The 16,633-nt window shown below is 70.8% G+C and carries 14 protein-coding genes; 9 read left to right on the top strand and 5 right to left on the bottom strand.

Annotated features, from left to right (window positions below):
* Positions 1–28 precede the first annotated feature (28 nt).
* From ACZ5Y9_RS15985 to ACZ5Y9_RS15970, 4 genes are all read left to right on the top strand, one after another.
* Entirely contained in the window at positions 29–3,751 is a 3,723-nt protein-coding gene (locus ACZ5Y9_RS15985) for a proline dehydrogenase family protein (protein ID WP_464471815.1), read from the top strand.
* Positions 3,752–4,134: 383 nt separating this feature from the next.
* Entirely contained in the window at positions 4,135–5,013 is an 879-nt protein-coding gene (gene ddaH / locus ACZ5Y9_RS15980) for a dimethylargininase (protein WP_247956922.1), read from the top strand.
* Positions 5,010–6,206, top strand: a complete 1,197-nt coding sequence (gene rocD / locus ACZ5Y9_RS15975) for an ornithine--oxo-acid transaminase (protein WP_247633827.1) — start codon at positions 5,010–5,012, stop codon at positions 6,204–6,206. Before ddaH ends, rocD begins: the two co-directional genes overlap by 4 nt.
* A 71-nt stretch (positions 6,207–6,277) precedes the next feature.
* A complete protein-coding gene (locus tag ACZ5Y9_RS15970; protein ID WP_464471814.1) occupies positions 6,278–7,444 on the top strand; it encodes a hypothetical protein in 1,167 nt (388 codons plus the stop codon).
* 121 nt (positions 7,445–7,565) lie between these two features.
* Here ACZ5Y9_RS15970 and ACZ5Y9_RS15965 read toward each other — a convergent pair whose 3' ends face one another.
* The 3 genes from ACZ5Y9_RS15965 to ACZ5Y9_RS15955 form a co-directional block, all read right to left on the bottom strand.
* Entirely contained in the window at positions 7,566–7,949 is a 384-nt protein-coding gene (locus tag ACZ5Y9_RS15965) for a hypothetical protein (RefSeq protein ID WP_247624510.1), read from the bottom strand.
* A 214-nt stretch (positions 7,950–8,163) separates the two neighbouring features.
* On the bottom strand, positions 8,164–9,498 hold the full coding sequence (locus tag ACZ5Y9_RS15960; RefSeq protein WP_464471813.1) for an MFS transporter: 1,335 nt from the start codon (positions 9,496–9,498) through the stop codon (positions 8,164–8,166).
* Positions 9,499–9,503: 5 nt separating this feature from the next.
* Complete coding sequence (locus tag ACZ5Y9_RS15955; protein ID WP_464471812.1) at positions 9,504–9,944, bottom strand: MarR family winged helix-turn-helix transcriptional regulator; 441 nt, start codon at positions 9,942–9,944, stop codon at positions 9,504–9,506.
* Positions 9,945–10,003: 59 nt separating this feature from the next.
* Between ACZ5Y9_RS15955 and ACZ5Y9_RS15950 the strand changes: the two genes are divergently transcribed.
* The 5 genes from ACZ5Y9_RS15950 to ACZ5Y9_RS15930 all read left to right on the top strand — a co-directional run bounded on the left by ACZ5Y9_RS15950 (position 10,004) and on the right by ACZ5Y9_RS15930 (position 14,805).
* The gene (locus ACZ5Y9_RS15950) at positions 10,004–10,741 is read left to right on the top strand and encodes a copper homeostasis protein CutC (RefSeq protein ID WP_464471811.1); all 738 of its coding nucleotides are present in this window, start codon (positions 10,004–10,006) and stop codon (positions 10,739–10,741) included.
* A gap of 29 nt (positions 10,742–10,770) precedes the next feature.
* Complete coding sequence (locus ACZ5Y9_RS15945) at positions 10,771–11,637, top strand: alpha/beta fold hydrolase (RefSeq protein ID WP_247624514.1); 867 nt, start codon at positions 10,771–10,773, stop codon at positions 11,635–11,637.
* Between the two features lie 181 nt (positions 11,638–11,818).
* Positions 11,819–12,556: a DUF1684 domain-containing protein gene (locus tag ACZ5Y9_RS15940; protein WP_336641718.1), complete on the top strand. Its 738-nt coding sequence runs from the start codon at positions 11,819–11,821 to the stop codon at positions 12,554–12,556.
* A 198-nt stretch (positions 12,557–12,754) separates the two neighbouring features.
* The gene (locus ACZ5Y9_RS15935; RefSeq protein WP_247956914.1) at positions 12,755–13,804 is read left to right on the top strand and encodes a lipoate--protein ligase family protein; all 1,050 of its coding nucleotides are present in this window, start codon (positions 12,755–12,757) and stop codon (positions 13,802–13,804) included.
* Positions 13,805–13,875: 71 nt separating this feature from the next.
* A complete protein-coding gene (locus ACZ5Y9_RS15930; protein ID WP_464472753.1) occupies positions 13,876–14,805 on the top strand; it encodes a DNA-methyltransferase in 930 nt (309 codons plus the stop codon).
* Positions 14,806–14,824: 19 nt separating this feature from the next.
* On the opposite strand, the gene ACZ5Y9_RS15925 is transcribed toward ACZ5Y9_RS15930, so the two are convergent.
* Together ACZ5Y9_RS15925 and ACZ5Y9_RS15920 are read right to left on the bottom strand one after the other, a co-directional pair.
* Positions 14,825–15,214, bottom strand: coding sequence for a cupin domain-containing protein (locus tag ACZ5Y9_RS15925; protein ID WP_464471810.1), 390 nt, complete (start codon positions 15,212–15,214; stop codon positions 14,825–14,827).
* Positions 15,211–16,614 (bottom strand): NAD(P)/FAD-dependent oxidoreductase, encoded by a 1,404-nt coding sequence (locus tag ACZ5Y9_RS15920; protein ID WP_464471809.1) that lies wholly within the window; start codon positions 16,612–16,614, stop codon positions 15,211–15,213. Before ACZ5Y9_RS15920 ends, ACZ5Y9_RS15925 begins: the two co-directional genes overlap by 4 nt.
* Between the last annotated feature and the right edge of the window lie 19 nt (positions 16,615–16,633).

Genomic DNA, 16,633 nt, shown 5'->3' with positions numbered 1-16,633 from the left:
ACACCGCCCCCGCCCTAGGGTGAGAGACATGGCAGAGTCGTCGTCTCCTTCTTCGGATGCCGCGGCATCCGCTCCTCTGGCCGACCGGGCCGTCGAGCTCGCCCGTCGATGGGTGATCGAGGCCGCGGCGGCCGACGTCGATCCCGCCGCCGCACGCCTCGCCGGGGTGCTGCGCGACGCGAACGGCCTGCCCTTCACGCTCGGTTTCGTCGACGGTGTGATGCGGCCCGAGAGCCTGGGCGCGGCGGCATCCCGTCTGCATCGGATCGCGCCGATCGTGCCCGACTTCCTGCCCTGGTACCTGCGCGGCGCGGTGAAGCTCGGCGGCGGGATCGCCCCGGTGCTCCCCGCCCCGACCGTTCCGATCGCCCGCCGCGTGCTGCGTGAGATGGTGGGGCACCTCGTCGTCGACGCCCGCCCGGCCAAGCTCGGCCCGGCGATCGCGAAGATCCGCGAGTCGGGCGCCCGACTCAACCTCAACCTGCTCGGCGAAGCCGTGCTCGGGGAGGGCGAGGCGCAGCGCCGGCTCGACGGCATCCACGATCTGATCCGCCGCCCCGACGTCGACTACGTCTCGGTCAAGGTCTCGGCCGTCGTCAGCCACATCTCGATGTGGGCGTTCGACGAGGTCGTCGACCGGGTGGTCGAGCGGCTGCTGCCGCTGTACCTGACGGCGGCGGGCCCTTCGACAGGCTCAGGGACCCAGGGGGAGACAGGCTCAGGCGCCCCCACCTTCATCAACCTCGACATGGAGGAGTACCGCGACCTCGACCTGACGATCGCGGTGTTCACGCGCATCCTCGAGGACCCGCGCCTGGCGAACCTGCATGCCGGCATCGTGCTGCAGGCGTACCTGCCCGACGCCCTGCCCGCCCTGCAGGAGCTCACCGCCTGGGCGCAGGACCGCGTCGCCCACGGCGGCGCCCCCATCAAGATCCGTCTCGTCAAGGGCGCGAACCTCGCCATGGAGCGCGTCGAGGCGACCATGCACGGGTGGACTCCGGCGACCTACGACACCAAGCTCGACACGGATGCCAACTACCTCCGCTGCCTCGACTGGGCGCTGCAGCCCGAACGCACCGAGGCCGTGCACCTCGGCATCGCCGGGCACAACCTGTTCGGCATCGCCCACGCCTGGCTGCTCGCGGGCGAGCGCGGAGTGCGCGACCAGGTCGAGTTCGAGATGCTGCTCGGCATGGCTCAGGGGCAGGTGCAGGCGGTCTCGCGCGAGGTCGGCCCCGTGCTGCTCTACGTGCCGGTCGTCGCACCCGCCGAGTTCGACGTCGCGATCAGCTATCTCGTGCGCCGTCTCGAGGAGAACGCGTCGAGCGAGAACTTCCTCTCGGCGGCATTCCAGCTCGGCGAGGACGAGACCCTGTTCGAGCGCGAGCAGGATCGCTTCCTCGACGCCCTCGACCGCTCGACCGACCCGAATCTGCGCACCGGGCCCCGCAGGCGTCAGGACCGGCTCGCCCCGATGCACGAGTCCGTGCGTCCGTTGCCGGCGGCCCCGCAGCCCGAGGTCGACCTCACGAAGGCCGTGCTCGGCATCTCGCGCGGATCGACCGGCGACGACGGGTTCGACGGGGAGCCGTTCCTCGAGACCGCGGTCTACGCGCCCCGCGAGCTGGTCGACGAGACGGCGGGTGCGCCCGGCTTCACGAACGCGGTCGACAGCGACCCGGCGCTCCCCGCCAACCGCGAGTGGGCACGCGGCATCCGCGAACGCATCGCCACCTCGACCGCCGGGGACGACACCCTCGCCACGGCCCGCATCGATGAGGGGGACGAGCTCGAGCGCATCGTCGCGACGGTGCGGGATGCCGCGCCCTCCTGGGGCTCCCGCCCCGCCGCCGATCGATCCGAGGTGCTGCTGCGGGCGGCCGCCGCACTCGAGTCCCGTCGCGGCGAACTGATCGAGGTCGCGGCATCCGAGACCGGCAAGGTCTTCGCCGAGGCCGACGTCGAGGTCAGCGAGGCCGTCGACTTCGCCCGCTACTACGCGGCGACCGCGCGCGAGCTCGATGCGATCGCGGGGGCGGCGTTCGTTCCGGCATCCGTCACGGTCGTCACCCCGCCCTGGAACTTCCCCGTCGCGATCCCCGCCGGCGGAGTGCTGGCCGCGCTCGCCGCGGGATCGGGCGTGATCTTCAAGCCGGCGCCGCAGGCGCGGAGGTGCGCCGCCGTGATCGCTGAAGCGCTCTGGCAGGCGGGGGTGCCCCGCGACGTGCTCGCGCTCGTCGACATCGAGGAGGGCGCGCTCGGCCAGCAGCTCGTCACCCACGAGGCGGTGGATCGCGTGATCCTGACCGGGTCGTGGGACACGGCGGCGCTCTTCCGCTCGTGGCGCCCCGACCTGCCGCTGCTCGCCGAGACCAGCGGCAAGAACGCGATCATCATCACCCCCTCCGCCGACCTCGACCTCGCGGTCGCCGACCTCGTCAAGAGCGCCTTCGGTCATGCGGGGCAGAAGTGCTCGGCGGCGTCGCTCGCGATCCTCGTCGGGCCGGTCGGCCGCTCGCAGCGCTTCGCCCGGCAGCTGTCGGATGCCGTGCGCTCGCTGCACGTCGGATGGCCCACCGACCCGCTCGCCGAGGTCGGGCCCGTCATCGAGAAGCCGCAGGGCAAGCTGGCCTGGGCGCTGTCGCAGCTCGAGGGTGACGAGAAGTGGCTCATCGAACCGTCGCTCTCGGCGGACGACGACGGTAGCGGACGCCTGTGGACCCCGGGAGTGCGCGTCGGCGTGCGGGCCGGATCGCGGTTCCACCTGGAGGAGTTCTTCGGGCCGGTGCTGGGCGTGATGTACGCGCCGACGCTGTCGGCCGCGATCGAGATGCAGAACGCCGTCGCCTACGGGTTGACCGCGGGCCTGCACACCCAGGACCCGGGCGATCTCGCGACGTGGCTCGATACCGTGCAGGCCGGAAACCTCTACGTGAACCGCGGCATCACCGGGGCGATCGTGCAGCGTCAGCCGTTCGGGGGATGGAAGCGCTCCTCGGTCGGTCCCGGTTCGAAGGCCGGCGGTCCGAATTACCTCATCGGCCTCGGATCGTGGCGCTCGCGTCCCGGATCCACCCCGTCGAGCACGCTGCACCTGCGCGGCCTCGACTCGCGCATCACCGCCCTGATCGAGTCGGCCCAGCCCTCTCTCGACTTCGAGTCGTTCGAGTGGCTGCGGCGGTCGGCCCTGTCGGACGCCCTCGCCTGGGACCGCGAGTTCGGCCAGGTGCGCGACGTCTCGCGGCTGGGCGTCGAACGCAACCTCTTCCGGTACCGCCCGCTGCCCGTCGAGCTGCGGGCGACGGCGGATGCTCCGCTGCAGGAGGTGCTGCGCACGGTGCTCGCCGCGGTGCGGGCCGGTGCGGGCTTCGTGCTGTCGGTCTCGGCGGGGCTGCCGGCCGGAGTGCGCCACGCGCTCGGCGATCTCGACGCGGCGGTGTTCCTCGAGACAGATGACGAGTGGCTCGCGCGCGTGAGCGGCTCGGGATCGGAATCGGATGCCGACGGCGAAGGGGTGCTCACGGCCCGGGCCGCGCGCATCCGCCTGATCGGATCGCGCCCCGCGGTGGCGGCGGCGCACGCGGCGCTCGCCCGCGCGGTCGACGGCGATCCCGACCTCGCGGTCTACGACGGCGAGGTGACCTCGGCCGGTCGCATCGAGTTGCTGCCCTTCGTGCACGAGCAGGCGATCTCGATCACCGCCCACCGCTTCGGCAATCCCGACCCGGTCTTCGCCGAGGTGATCTGAGGGCTGGGTCTCTCACGTAAGGGAGGAGATCTCCCACACTGCAGGAGCGTTTCGCGCGAAGCATCCTGCAATGCGTGTGAACTCCTCCGCTGCGTGCGGATGCCGGACGCCGGGCGCCGGTCGCCAGTGCCGGATGTCGCTCGGCATGTCGCCGCGCGCGGTGATCGAGCGCGAGCACCCCTCACCGGAGGAACCCCGGCGATTCGAAACGCGAATCAACCGAACCCCCGGCGCTCTGGCCCCCCACAGCCCACGGATGGCACAATGAAACCGGCGTGCCCGAGTCGCATCTTCCCCGTCCCCGCTCTGAGAAGAGTCCCGGGTCGAACTTCCGCCGGGCCCCTGGACAGCGTCCGCCGCACCCGTTCATTCGAGGAGCATCCATGTCGACGCCTGAGACCGCCGTGGCATCCGCCCCCGCGCGCACCGCGCACCACCGCCGCTACCTGATGTGCAAGCCCGAGCACTTCACGGTCAACTACTCCATCAACCCGTGGATGGAGCCGTCGAAGCCGACCGACACCGCCAACGCGGTCGCGCAGTGGCAGAAGCTCTACGACCTCTACATCGAACTGGGCCACGAGGTCGAACTCATCGAGCCGCTCGCCGGATACCCCGACATGGTCTACACGGCCAACGGCGGATTCCTCATCGACGGCCGCGCGTACGTGCCCGAGTTCCGCTTCGTCGAGCGCCAGGGCGAGGCGCCCGCGTTCGCCGAGTGGTTCCGCCGGGCCGGCTACGACACGGTCATGCCGAAGGAGGTCAACGAGGGCGAGGGCGATTTCCTGCTCGTCGGCGACGTGATCCTGGCCGGCACCGGCTTCCGGTCGACCGGAGACAGCCACCGCGAGGTCGGCGAGGTCTTCGGCCGCGAGGTCGTCTCCCTCAACCTCACCGACCCGCGCTTCTACCACCTCGACACGGCCATCGCGGTGCTCGACCCGGTGCAGGGCATCGAGAACGGCGGCCCCGAGCGCGCCAACATCGCGTACCTGCCGGGCGCCTTCGACGATGCGAGCCGCGCGATCCTCGAGGAGCGCTTCCCCGACGCGATCCTCGTGTCGGACGAGGACGGCGCCGTCTTCGGCCTCAACTCGGCGAGCGACGGCTACAACGTCATCATCTCGCCGCGCGCGAAGGGCTTCGAGAAGCAGCTGCGCGAGCGCGGCTACAACCCGATCACCGTCGACCTCTCCGAGCTGCTGCTCGGCGGTGGCGGCATCAAGTGCTGCACGCTCGAACTGCGGGGCGCGAAGTGACGACCGACGCGGTGGCGACGGCAACCACGCACGTCGCCCACAACTACCACCCGCTGCCGGTGAACATCGCGCGCGGAGACGGTGCGTGGGTGACGGACGTCGAGGGCAAGCGCTACCTCGACCTGCTCGCCGCCTACTCGGCCGTGAACTTCGGGCACCGGCATCCGGCGCTCGTCGCTGCCCTCACCGAGCAGCTCGGTCGCGTGACACTCATCAGCCGTGCGTTCCAGAGCGACCGGCTCGAGCCGTTCGCCGCCGCCCTCGCGAAGCTCGCCGGCAAAGACCTGGTGCTGCCGATGAACACGGGCGCCGAGGCGGTCGAGACCGGCATCAAGGTCGCGCGCGCCTGGGGCTACCGGGTCAAGGGCATCGCCGACGGCAAGGCCCGCATCATCGTCGCGGCCGGCAACTTCCACGGCCGCACGACGACGATCGTCAGTTTCAGCGACGACGAGCAGGCGCGCGACGGCTTCGGCCCGTACACGCCCGGTTTCGACATCGTGCCCTACGGGGACGCGGATGCCATCGCCGCCGCGATCACGGATGACACGGCCGCCGTGCTCGTCGAGCCCATCCAGGGTGAGGCCGGCGTCGTGATCCCGCCCGAGGGGTATCTGCGTCGCATCCGCGAGATCTGCGACGAGAAGAACGTGCTCTTCATCGCCGACGAGATCCAGTCGGGACTCGGCCGCGTGGGCGAGACGTTCGCGAGCGATCGCGAGGGCGTCGTGCCCGACCTCTACCTGCTCGGCAAGGCCCTCGGCGGCGGACTGCTGCCGGTGTCGGCGGTCGTCGGGAACGAAGACGTGCTGGGTGTCATCCGTCCGGGCGAGCACGGCTCGACCTTCGGCGGCAACCCGCTCGCGGCGGCCGTCGGTCTGCGCGTGGTCGAGATGCTCGAGACGGGCGAGTTTCAGGAGCGCGCCCGCGCCCTCGGCGCCCACCTCGCCACGGCACTCGAACCGCTCATCGGGCACGGTGTCACCGCGGTGCGCATCGCCGGTCTCTGGGCGGGTGTCGACATCGATCCCGCGAAGGGCACCGGTCGCGAGATCGCCGAGAAGCTCCTCGAGCGCGGTGTTCTGGTGAAGGACACGCACGGCCAGACGATCCGCATCGCCCCGCCCCTCGTGATCCGCGCGACCGAGCTCGACTGGGCGGTCGAACAGCTCCGGGTCGTGCTGGGCGCGTAGCGCCGCGGCATCCGTACGTCGTCCCCTCCGTCGACGCCGACATCGTTAGGCTGTCGGCGGAGGGGGAACCGATGGCATATCAGAATCCTGATGCCGTGGCGGCCGGAGCGCCGCCCTGGCACCTGCCCGCACCGCAACCGCGCCCGACATCGGGCGGCATCCGCGGCTTCGTCTGGGCGCTCTGGCCGGTGATGAGCTGGCTGCTGCCGGTGTTCTTCGTGTTCCACGGGTTCCTCGGCGGAGGCGGGTGGGGCACGCTGATCCTGATGTTCACGTCGCCGATCTTCATCCCGGCGATGGGGCTGCTCGGCCTGCTGCCGCGATTCATCCTGCGCAAGCGCGGGCACACGACCACTCCCGCCCCGCTCGTCTGGCTGCTGTTCGTGAACTGGTGGGCGTGGGTCGCCTTCACGGTCACGATGCAGGACGCCGGCGACTCGGGGCCGCTGGAGACGCTGCTCGGCAGCCTCGTTCCCGCCCGGCTCTCGTCGACCTACGAGCAGGGGATCTTCGTAGGGGCGGTCGTCATCGCGGCGCTGTCGTGGCTCGCGGTGCTGCTGCTCGGCATCGCCCAGCCGCCGCCGCGCCCGGGAGCGCCGACCCGCGGCGGCGCCTGGGACGCGGTGTCGTGGAACGTGGCCTTCCTGGTGCCCGCTCTGCTCGTGGGCGCGGTGGCGCTCGGCGTGCAGGTCACGGCGCTGCAGACGGATGCCGCGGGCGACACGGTGGCGCAGGTCGAGGCGCTGCCGATCTCCGCGCAGGCCGACCGTGCCGAGGTGAACTACACCCTCACGCAGCAGAAGCTCTCGGAGGTGCGAGAGATGATCGCCGAGGACGACTGGCGCGTGCGCGACGAGAACGGCGGCTGGGTGAGAGGACCGGCCTTCGCCTCGTCGTACGGCGCCTGCGGGGGATCGGATGCCGAGTGCTACGTCTTCGAGGTCGGATTCGCCCTGGAGACGACGCCCACCGGCTTCGACTCGTACGACGACGCATGGGATTCCCGGCTGAGCGAACTCGGCTGGAGGCCGTCCGAGCGCGGCTACGGGTGGACCGATGCCGACGGCTTCACCCTCGAGGTCGACCAGCGGCAGAACGTCGACCGGCTGGTCGTCGCGATCGAGAGCCCCTCGTGGTGGGGCGACACGTACGACATCCGTCAGGAGCTGGGGGAGGCCGACGAGGATCTCGGTCTCGGACTCACGTACCGCTTCGACGAGTGGCCGCCCCTGCGCTGAGCCCGCACCCGCCCACAGCGCGAACCACCCCCTCCGGGGCCTCCCGCATGCGGGTGGCTCGCTCTCGAGGGGGTGGTTCGTGCGTCACGGGGGATGACGCGCGCGCCGGCGAAGCTGGGGACTACGCGGGCGGGTTATCGGGGTCGAGGAGCTTCAGCGTGTCCTCTTCCGCTTCGTTGTCGGCCTGGAGCTGTCGCTCCGTGGTCTCGTCGCCTCCGAGAGGCGCCTCGCGATCGGGCCCGGCGTCGCCCTGGATGGCGCCGCGCGGGGAGTCGCCGTGCGAGCTGTCGCCCTGGAGCGCTCCGCCTTGGGCTGCGCCCTGGTTGCCGTGCTCGTCGCCCGGGGCGTCCTCGTCGGCATCGCCCTGAAGAGCGCCGCGCGGGGAGTCGCCGTGAGAGCTGTCGCCCTGGATGGCGCCGCCCTGTCCGGACTCCGGAACGCCGACGCGCTCCGCGCCCTCGGCCGGGTCTTCCGCGTGCGGGGTGTGTTCCGTGTTCTCGTCCATGGGCGCGACGTTACGCGCGGGTCACGGCATCCGAAGACCCCATTGACAAGGCTCGCCTTACTGCACTCACCGCACCCGTTCCGCTGTCCCTGCACCGATCGGTGCGAAATGCCGGTGATGAACGCCCGGAGTCGACATTCGGCACCGGTCCGTGCGGTTCTGCGCACGCGCACGCGACGGATGCCGTGACGGATGTCGCGACGGATGCCGGGGCCTACGGCGCCTCGGGGTCCTTCGGGCGGCGGATGGGCGTGGTGACCGCGGCCTCGTCGCTGAACTCCACCGGGTCGACCTCGTCGATCACGCTGAGGGGGCGGGTCTCGTCGAGCGTGAGCAGGAAGCGTCGATTCTCGTCGCGATGCAGACGCCCGGACGTGAACACCCAGATGGCGCCGATCGCGCAGGCGACGAGCCCCGCCGTACCGCCGAGCATGATCGCGGTGCGGGGACCGAAGGCATCCGCCACCCATCCGGCGATCGGTGCGCCCACCGGGGTCGATCCCATGATGACCGCCATGTACAGAGCCAGCACGCGCCCGCGCAGCGCCGGATCGGTCGTGATCTGCACGTAGCCGTTCGCGGTCGTGAGCAGCGTCACGATCATGAACCCGGTGAACATCAGTGTGATGCCGTAGGTGAGATAGGTGGGCATGGCGGCCGACACGAACGCGGCGACGCCGAAGCCTCCGGCCGCGAGGATCACGACGCGCACCCGCGCCCGATCGCGCCGCGCGGCGAGCAGGGCGCCGGCGAGAGAGCCGATCGCCAGGATCGACGACAGCACGCCGTAGCCGTCTGCTCCGGCCCCGAACTCGAGGGCCATGGTCGAGGCGAAGATCGGGAAGTTCATGCCGAACGCGCCGATCAGGAACACCGTCACGAACACGACCCGCAGGTCACTGCGGCCCCACACGTAGCGGAAGCCCGCCGCGAGTCCACCCCGCCCGCGGTTCTTGGGCCGCTTCGCGAGCAGGCTCGTGCGCAACAGGCCGAGCGCGAGGATCATCGCCAGGAACGTCGCCGCGTTGACGATGAACACCCAGCCCGACCCGATCGCCACGATCAGCAGACCGCCGACGGCGGGCCCGATCATGCGCGCGAGGTTGAACGAGGCCGAGTTCAGGGCGACGGCGTTGGAGGTGTCGGATGCCGACACCATGTCGGACACGAAGGCCTGGCGCGCCGGGGCGTCGAAGGCGTTCACGATGCCGAACCCGAGTGCGAACCCGAACATCATCGGCAGGGTCATGAGGCCGTTCAACAGCAGCATGCCGACGGCGATCGCGAGCAGCAGCAGTGCACTCTGGGTCGCGAGCAGGATGCGGCGACGCTCGAACCGATCGGCCACCCATCCGGTGAGGCTCACTAGCACCAGCGGCGGGCCGAACTGCAGTGCCATGGTGAAGCCCATGGCCGCCGCGTCGTTGTCGGTGAGCTCGGTGAGCACGACCCAGTCCTGCGCGGTCGCCTGCATCCAGCCGCCGACGTTCGAGACGAGGGCGCCGGCGAACCAGATGCGGTAGTTGATGTTCGCGAACGAACGGAACATCGCGCTCATCGGTCGGTCACCCGTCGCATCAGGATGCTCGCCTCGCGCAGCGTCGTGAGTTCGCCCTCCGTGAAGTCGAGGTCGGCGAGCATGTCGGCCAGCAGCACGTCGCGGCGGCGGATGGTCTCGACGACGAGTTCGGCGCCGGCATCCGTGATCTCGACCTGCACCCGGCGGCGGTCGTCCTCGTCGACGGCGCGGGTGACGTAGCCCTGCTCCTCGAGGCCGTTGATGGTGTTCGTCATCGAGGGGGCGGTCACCCGCTCGCGCTCGGCGAGGGTCGAGATGGTACGGCGACCGTTCATGCGCAGATCGGCGAGCACGGCGAGCTGTGCATCGCTCATGGAGTCGGCGGCGCGGGCGCAGCGCAGGCGTCGCGCGAGCCGGAACGTGGCCATGCGCAACTCGGTGGCGGTGAGCTGGAGGGAGTCGTCAGGCGAAGTCATTACTTAGTTAGTCTATCTAATTAATAGACGCGCGGGGCGGGAACGGCAGAATGGAGCGCGTGACCCGAACGCCCGCTCTCGAAATCGCCGTGCAGGATCCCGCCGGAGTGCGCATCGCCGGAGAGGTCGGTGCCGCGCGCGTCGAACTCGCGACCGCGCTGGCGCTCGGCGGCCTCACCCCGTCGCCCGCCACGCTCGAACTGTCGGTCGAGGCGGCGCGCGAGGCAGATGTCGAGGTGCACGTGCTCGTGCGCCCGCGCGGCGGCGACTTCCACTACACCGACGAGGAGATCGCGATCTGCGAGCGCGACGTGCGTCGCGCGATCGAGGCCGGGGCCGACGGCGTCGTGATCGGTGCTCTCGATGCGCACGGTGTGCTCGACGTCGACGCCATGGCCCGGCTGCGCGATGCGGCCGACGGAGCATCGGTCACCCTGCACCGCGCGATCGACGTCAGCCCCGACCCGCTCGCGACCCTCGACGCCGCGATCGCGCTCGGTCTGCGACGCGTACTCACCTCGGGCGGAGCATCCGCCGCGATCGACGGCATCGACACCCTCCGCGCGCTCGTCGCCCGCGCCGACGGACGCATCCAGATCATGGCGGGCAGCGGCGTCGGCGCCGTGAACGCCGCCGAGCTCGCCGGTACCGGAGTCGACGCCCTGCACTTCTCGGCCAAGCGCACCGTCACCGCCGAGGGCGGCGTGCGCATGGGGTCGGCCTCCGACGGCGTGGGCGGGTACGAGGTCACCGACCGCGACACCGCCTTCGCGGTTCGCTCCGCCCTCGGGCTGTGAGCCGCGCCCACGGTCGGTAGGCTCGCAGCGTGACGGATACCCGAGAGTTCACGGATGCCGACGGCATCGCCATCGTCTACGACGTGCACCCGGCGGCCACGACGCCCCGGGGTGTCGTGCAACTGCTGCACGGGGTTGGCGAGCACGCGGGTCGCTACGGTGCGCTGATCGCCGCGCTCACCGCGGCGGGCTTCACCGTCTACGCCGACGACCACCGCGGCCACGGCCGCACCGGCATCCGCCAGCACGGCGGTCCCGCGCGGTTGGGCCGGCTGGGCAAGGGCGGGCTGCGCGCCGCGAAGGATGCCGTCTGGCAGCTGACCGGCATCATCCGCGACGAGAACCCCGACCTGCCGCTCGTGCTGCTCGGGCACTCGTGGGGATCGTTCCTCGCGCAGATGCTGCTGAACGAGCATCCCGAGGCGTTCGATGCCGTGATCCTGTCGGGGTCGGCACTGCGGATGCCGGGATCGCTCAGCGCTGCGCCCCTCAACGCCCGCTGGGCGGGGCCCGACGCCACCGGCTACGAGTGGCTCAGCCGCGACCCGGAGGTGTGGGCCGCATTCGAGATCGACCCGCTCACCACGGGCGAGCCGCTGCTGAAGCTGTTCGGGCCGATCGAGGCCGCCAAGCTCTACGGGCGCCCGCGCCGAGACCTGCGGACGACGGGTGGCCGTGACATCCCCCTTCTGCTGCTCGTCGGGCGCGACGACCCGGTCGGCGGCCCCCGCAGCGTGCACAAGCTCGCCGACGAGTACCGCAGCCGCTCGGGCTTCACCGATGTGACGACCCTCGTCTACCCCGATGCCCGGCACGAGATCTTCGCCGAGCTGCAGCAGGACGAGGTGCGCGCCGACACCCTCGCCTGGCTCGACACGCACATCCCCCGGCGCTGAGCGTTCTCGCGGTGGGGTCGCCCCCACGAGTGCCGGTATGACGCCGGATGACGTCGGGTGAAGGTGCATGACACCGGCCCGACGGATGCTCCGCCCCCGCCGTAGATTCAGGGCAACATTCCGCGGGCATCCGAGGAGACGTGCCCCCGCACGACCCTCCTCGCGACGGGAGGAGGGTCCGATGAGCTTCGAGAGCGACTGGCGTGCGTGGCACGACGAACGCGAACGCGTGGCGGGTGCCGACTACGGCCCGTCGGCCCTGGAGTCCACGAACTGGCTGATCTCCGAACCCGCCGCGGTCGAGAACGTGCCGGGGCTCTGGGCGGTCGGTGCCGAGGGCGAGATCCGCGGCACCGAGCTCGGGGTCGCCGGGGCCACCGTCACCCTGCGCCGGGGCGAGGCGCTGCGCTTCGGGCGACGCGAACTGCGGGTGTTCCCGCGGCGCGAGACCGTGGCGTTGCGGGTGTTCAACCCGGCCCGCCCGCAGCGCGAGCGGTTCAGCGCGATCGACGCCTACCGTCCCGATCCCGCGTGGCGGTTGCCGGCGACGTTCGAGCCCGCCACCGACGAGTCGATCACGATCGTCGCGATCGACGGCGACCAGCACGAGGCGCCGATCGCCGGGCGGCTGCGGTTCGAGATCCGCGGGGTCGCGCACGAGCTCACCGTGACGCGCAACGTGCGCGGTGGCCTCGGTGCCGTGTTCGCCGACGGGACCAACGGCATCGAGACGTTCCCGTTCCGCTTCCTCGCGATCGACGAGCCCGATGACGACGGCACCGCGGTCGTCGACTTCAACCGGGCGTACCTGCCGCCGTGCGCGTTCTCCGACCAGTTCGTGTGCCCGCTCCCGCCCGCGGGCAACCGCTTCACGGCACCCATCCGCGCCGGCGAGCGCGCCGTCGTCCTCGGCCGCTGACCCCGTTTCGCGTGCGGGGACGCTTCGACAGGCTCAGCGACCCAGTTTCTGGACCTGGGTCCCTGCGCCCGTTGTCCCTCACCGGGTTCCTGAGCTTGTCGAAGGGCCCCGCTCCGCGTCACTGGGTCCCTGGGCTTGTCGAAGGGCCCCACAACTTCGACCGCGACCAACAACCCCGGTCGGCCGTAGGCTGGGGAGGTGCACGGTGAATACAAGGTCCCAGGGGGAAAGCTCGTCGTCGTCGACCTCGAGGTCGACGACGGGAGGATCGCGCAGTTCCGGCTCGCAGGCGATTTCTTCCTCGAGCCCGATACGGCGCTCGAGGCGATCAACGACGCCGTGAACGGCCTGCCGGTCGAATCGGATGCCTCCGTGATCGCCACCGCCGTGCGCGATGCGCTCCCCGAGGGGGCTCAGCTTCTCGGCTTCACGCCGGAGGCCGTCGGAACCGTCGTGCGACGCGCGCTCGTCACCGCTCCCGGCTGGCGTGACTTCGACTGGGAGATCGTGCACGACAAGGCGGTTTCGCCGGCCATGAATCTCGCGCTCGACGAGGTGCTCACCTCGCGCGTGGGCGAGGGGCGGCGTCGCCCGACCCTGCGCATCTGGGAGTGGGACGGCTCGGCGGTCGTCATCGGATCGTTCCAGTCGTACCGCAACGAGGTCGACCCCGAGGGTGCCGCGCGCCACGGTTTCGACGTCGTGCGCCGCATCTCGGGCGGTGGCGCGATGCTCATCCCCGAGGGGCAGATCATCACGTACTCGCTGTACGTTCCGGCATCCCTCGTCGCGGGCATGACGTTCGCCGACTCGTATGCGTTCCTCGACGACTTCGCCCTGCAGGCGCTGCGCTCGCTCGGCATCGATGCGGTCTACCGCCCCCTCAACGACATCGCGAGTTCGACCGGCAAGATCGGCGGGGCCGCACAGAAGCGTCTCGCCAACGGAGGCGTGCTCCACCACGCCTCGCTGTCGTACGACCTCGACGGCCAGGTCATGACCGAGGTGCTGCGCATCGGCCGCGAGAAGCTGAGCGACAAGGGCACCACGTCGGCGGCCAAGCGCGTCGACCCGCTGCGCAGCCAGACCGGGCTCAGCCGCGAGGAGATCATCGACCGCTTCATCGAGACCTTCCGCTCGCTCACCGCGGCCGAGGACGGCACGGTCGCGGACGACGAGTACGCTGCGGCCGAGGAGCTGGTCGAGACGAAGTTCTCGACCGACGCGTGGCTGCACCGGGTGCCGTGACCGACCCGGTACCCACTCCGCCCGTCCCGATCGAACAGGACGTCTCCATCGCACCGGTGCGGGTCGGGTCGGTGTCGATCCTCGAGGGCGACAACCTCGCCGCCGTGCGCGCGCTGCCCGATGCCTCGTTCACGCTGGTGTACCTCGATCCGCCCTTCAACACGGGCCGCGCGCGTGAACGGCAGATCGTCACCGCGACGCGGACGCGCACAATTCCGGAAGAATCGGATGCCGAGGGGAAAATCGACCCGGAATCGGCTGAGTCCGGAGCATCCGTCCGGAGTTATGAGCAGCCGGTCCCCGAGACCGCGCCCACCGAGATCCGCCACGGCTTCCACGGCCACCGCTACGAGCGGGTGCGCGGGATGCTGCGCACCTACGACGACCGCTTCGACGACTACGGCGACTTCCTCATGCCGCGTCTCGAGGAGGCGTGGCGACTGCTCGCCGACGACGGCACGCTCTACCTGCACCTCGACTACCGCGAGGCGCACTACGCGAAGGTGATGCTCGACGCGGTGTTCGGACGCGACTCGTTCCTCAACGAGCTGATCTGGGCCTACGACTACGGCGCGAAGTCGCGCAGCCGCTGGCCCACCAAGCACGACACGATCCTCGTGTACGTGAAGAATCCGCGCGCGTACTTCTTCGACTCCGATGAGGTCGACCGCGAGCCCTACATGGCCCCCGGCCTCGTCACGCCCGAGAAGGCGGCGCGCGGAAAGCTGCCGACCGATGTGTGGTGGCACACGATCGTGCCGACGACCGGGCGCGAGAAGACGGGGTATCCGACGCAGAAGCCCGAGGGCATCCTGCGACGCATCATCCGGGCGTCGAGCCGTCCCGGAGACCGGGTGCTCGACCTCTTCGCCGGCAGCGGCACGACCGGCGCGGTTGCGTCGGCGCTGGGGCGCGACAGCGTGCTGGTCGACGACAACCCCGAGGCGATCCGGGTGATGCGCGAGCGGATGCCGCACGCCGAGGTCACCCGCGTCGGCTGAGCCCGAGCATCGGCTCGTCTCAGGCGATGTAGATCTTGCGCAGGGTCTCGGTGACGGTCCAGACCGTGCGCTGGCCCTCGGCCAGGCGCACGACGGAGCCGGGGGAGACGTCGAGATCGGGCAGATCGGGGTCGTCGAAGGCGATGCGCGCCCGGCCCGAGAGCACGACGAAGACCTCGTCGGTCTCGGTGTCGGATGCCGTTCCCGGCGTCATCTCCCAGATGCCGATCTCGGTGCCCCCGAGCAGGGCGAGCGGGTGCACGGCGGTGGTCGGGTCGCCCGAGACGACGTCGGATGCCGGCAGCGGCACGTGCACGAGCGCGAGGGTCGCGGCATCCGCTCCCGTGCCGGGGGTGAGCCCCTCGGCCGGTTCGGGGGTGAGCCCCTCGTCGGGGATCGTGTCGCTCACGAGTCGAATCCCATGCCGAGCGCGTCGAGCGTCTTGAGGAAGAGATTGCGCTTGCCCCCGTTGTGATCGGCGCGATCCATCGCGGCGCGCACGAGGTTGATGCCCACCGCGGCGGCGGGTTCGGGCGGGAAGGGCACCGGGCGCTGCCGCACCATTTGCAGCGCGGTGCGTTCGGTCTCCTCGCCCGCGAGCTTGTCGAGCATGACGTCGGCGGCGAACCGCGCCGCGCCCACACCGAGTCCGGTGAACCCGGTGGCGTAGGTCACCCGGCCCTTGCGTGCGGTGCCGAAGAACGCGCAGAAGCGGCTCGACGAGTCGATCGCCCCGGCCCAGCGGTGCGTGAAGCGCAGCCCCTCGAGCTGGGGGAACGTGGTGAAGAAGTGCGAGGCGAGCCGCCGGTGGCTCTCCATCCGGTCTTCGTACTCGGGGCGCACCTTGCCGCCGTAGTGGTAGACCGCGTCGTAGCCGCCGAACAGGATGCGGTCGTCGGCGGTGAGCCGGTAGTAGTGGAACTGGTTGGCGCTGTCGGCGAGGCCCTGCCGGTTCCGCCACCCGATCGAGGAGAGCTGCTCGGTGCTCAGCGGCTCGGTCATCAGCACGTAGTCGTACACGGGCACCGTCATCAGACGGTTGCGCTTGAGCAGCGAGGGGAAGACGTTCGTGGCCAGCGCGACGGCATCCGCCACGACCCGGCCGTCGCGGGCCTCGACGGTGATCGCGCCCGATCCGTCGCCGAGGATGTCCTGCACGAGAGTGCGCTCGTAGATCTCCACGCCGAGGTCGGTCGCGACGCGGGCGAGCTCGAGCCCGAGCTTGGCGGGGTGCACGAGGGCGGTGGTGTCGCGCTCCCACGCGCCTGCGAGGAACGTGGGGGAGTGCACCTCGGCCTGCACGGCATCCTGGTCGAGGAACCCCTCCTCCTCGCGCAGCCACTCGACCTGGTGCGGTTCGACCGCGACGGCGAGCTGCCCGGTGCGTTCGAACTCGGCATCCATCCCGTAGCGCGCGACGGTGTCGGCGATGCCGTCGAGGTTCTCGAGCCCGAGCCGTTCGAGCTGCGCGATCTCGTCGGGCCAGCGGTTCACGCCGTTCTCGTGGCCGTGGGTGATGCTCGCCTCGCAGAACCCGCCGTTGCGGCCGGAGGCCGCCCACGCGACGCGCGACGCCTCGACGAGCACGACCCGGCGGTCGGGGTCGCGCTCCTTGGCGCGGATCGCGGTCCACAGCCCCGCGTACCCGCCGCCGACGATCGCGAGGTCGGCCTCGATCGCACCGGTCAGTGTCGGGTACTCGGTGCGCTGCACGTCGTCGAGCCAGAACACGGCGAACGAGGTGTCGCGCAGGGACTCGTCGATGACGGAGTCCTGCGGGCGACGGCGTTCGAAGACGGTGGTTCCCATACGCGCTCCCTTGTTCCTC

It is taken from the genome of Microbacterium sp. T3-8, from assembly GCF_055398145.1.
This window is presented reverse-complemented; position numbering and strand designations above follow the sequence as displayed.

What these genes read in the sequence shown, in the direction of transcription:
- ACZ5Y9_RS15985 (WP_464471815.1), top strand. Translation starts at nt 29, where the DNA reads ATGGCAGAGTCGTCGTCTCCTTCTTCGGATGCCGCGGCATCCGCTCCT.
- ddaH (WP_247956922.1), top strand. Translation starts at nt 4,135, where the DNA reads ATGTCGACGCCTGAGACCGCCGTGGCATCCGCCCCCGCGCGCACCGCG.
- ACZ5Y9_RS15970 (WP_464471814.1), top strand. Translation starts at nt 6,278, where the DNA reads ATGGCATATCAGAATCCTGATGCCGTGGCGGCCGGAGCGCCGCCCTGG.
- ACZ5Y9_RS15965 (WP_247624510.1), bottom strand. Translation starts at nt 7,949, where the DNA reads ATGGACGAGAACACGGAACACACCCCGCACGCGGAAGACCCGGCCGAG.
- ACZ5Y9_RS15960 (WP_464471813.1), bottom strand. Translation starts at nt 9,498, where the DNA reads ATGTTCCGTTCGTTCGCGAACATCAACTACCGCATCTGGTTCGCCGGC.
- ACZ5Y9_RS15955 (WP_464471812.1), bottom strand. Translation starts at nt 9,944, where the DNA reads ATGACTTCGCCTGACGACTCCCTCCAGCTCACCGCCACCGAGTTGCGC.
- ACZ5Y9_RS15940 (WP_336641718.1), top strand. Translation starts at nt 11,819, where the DNA reads ATGAGCTTCGAGAGCGACTGGCGTGCGTGGCACGACGAACGCGAACGC.
- ACZ5Y9_RS15920 (WP_464471809.1), bottom strand. Translation starts at nt 16,614, where the DNA reads ATGGGAACCACCGTCTTCGAACGCCGTCGCCCGCAGGACTCCGTCATC.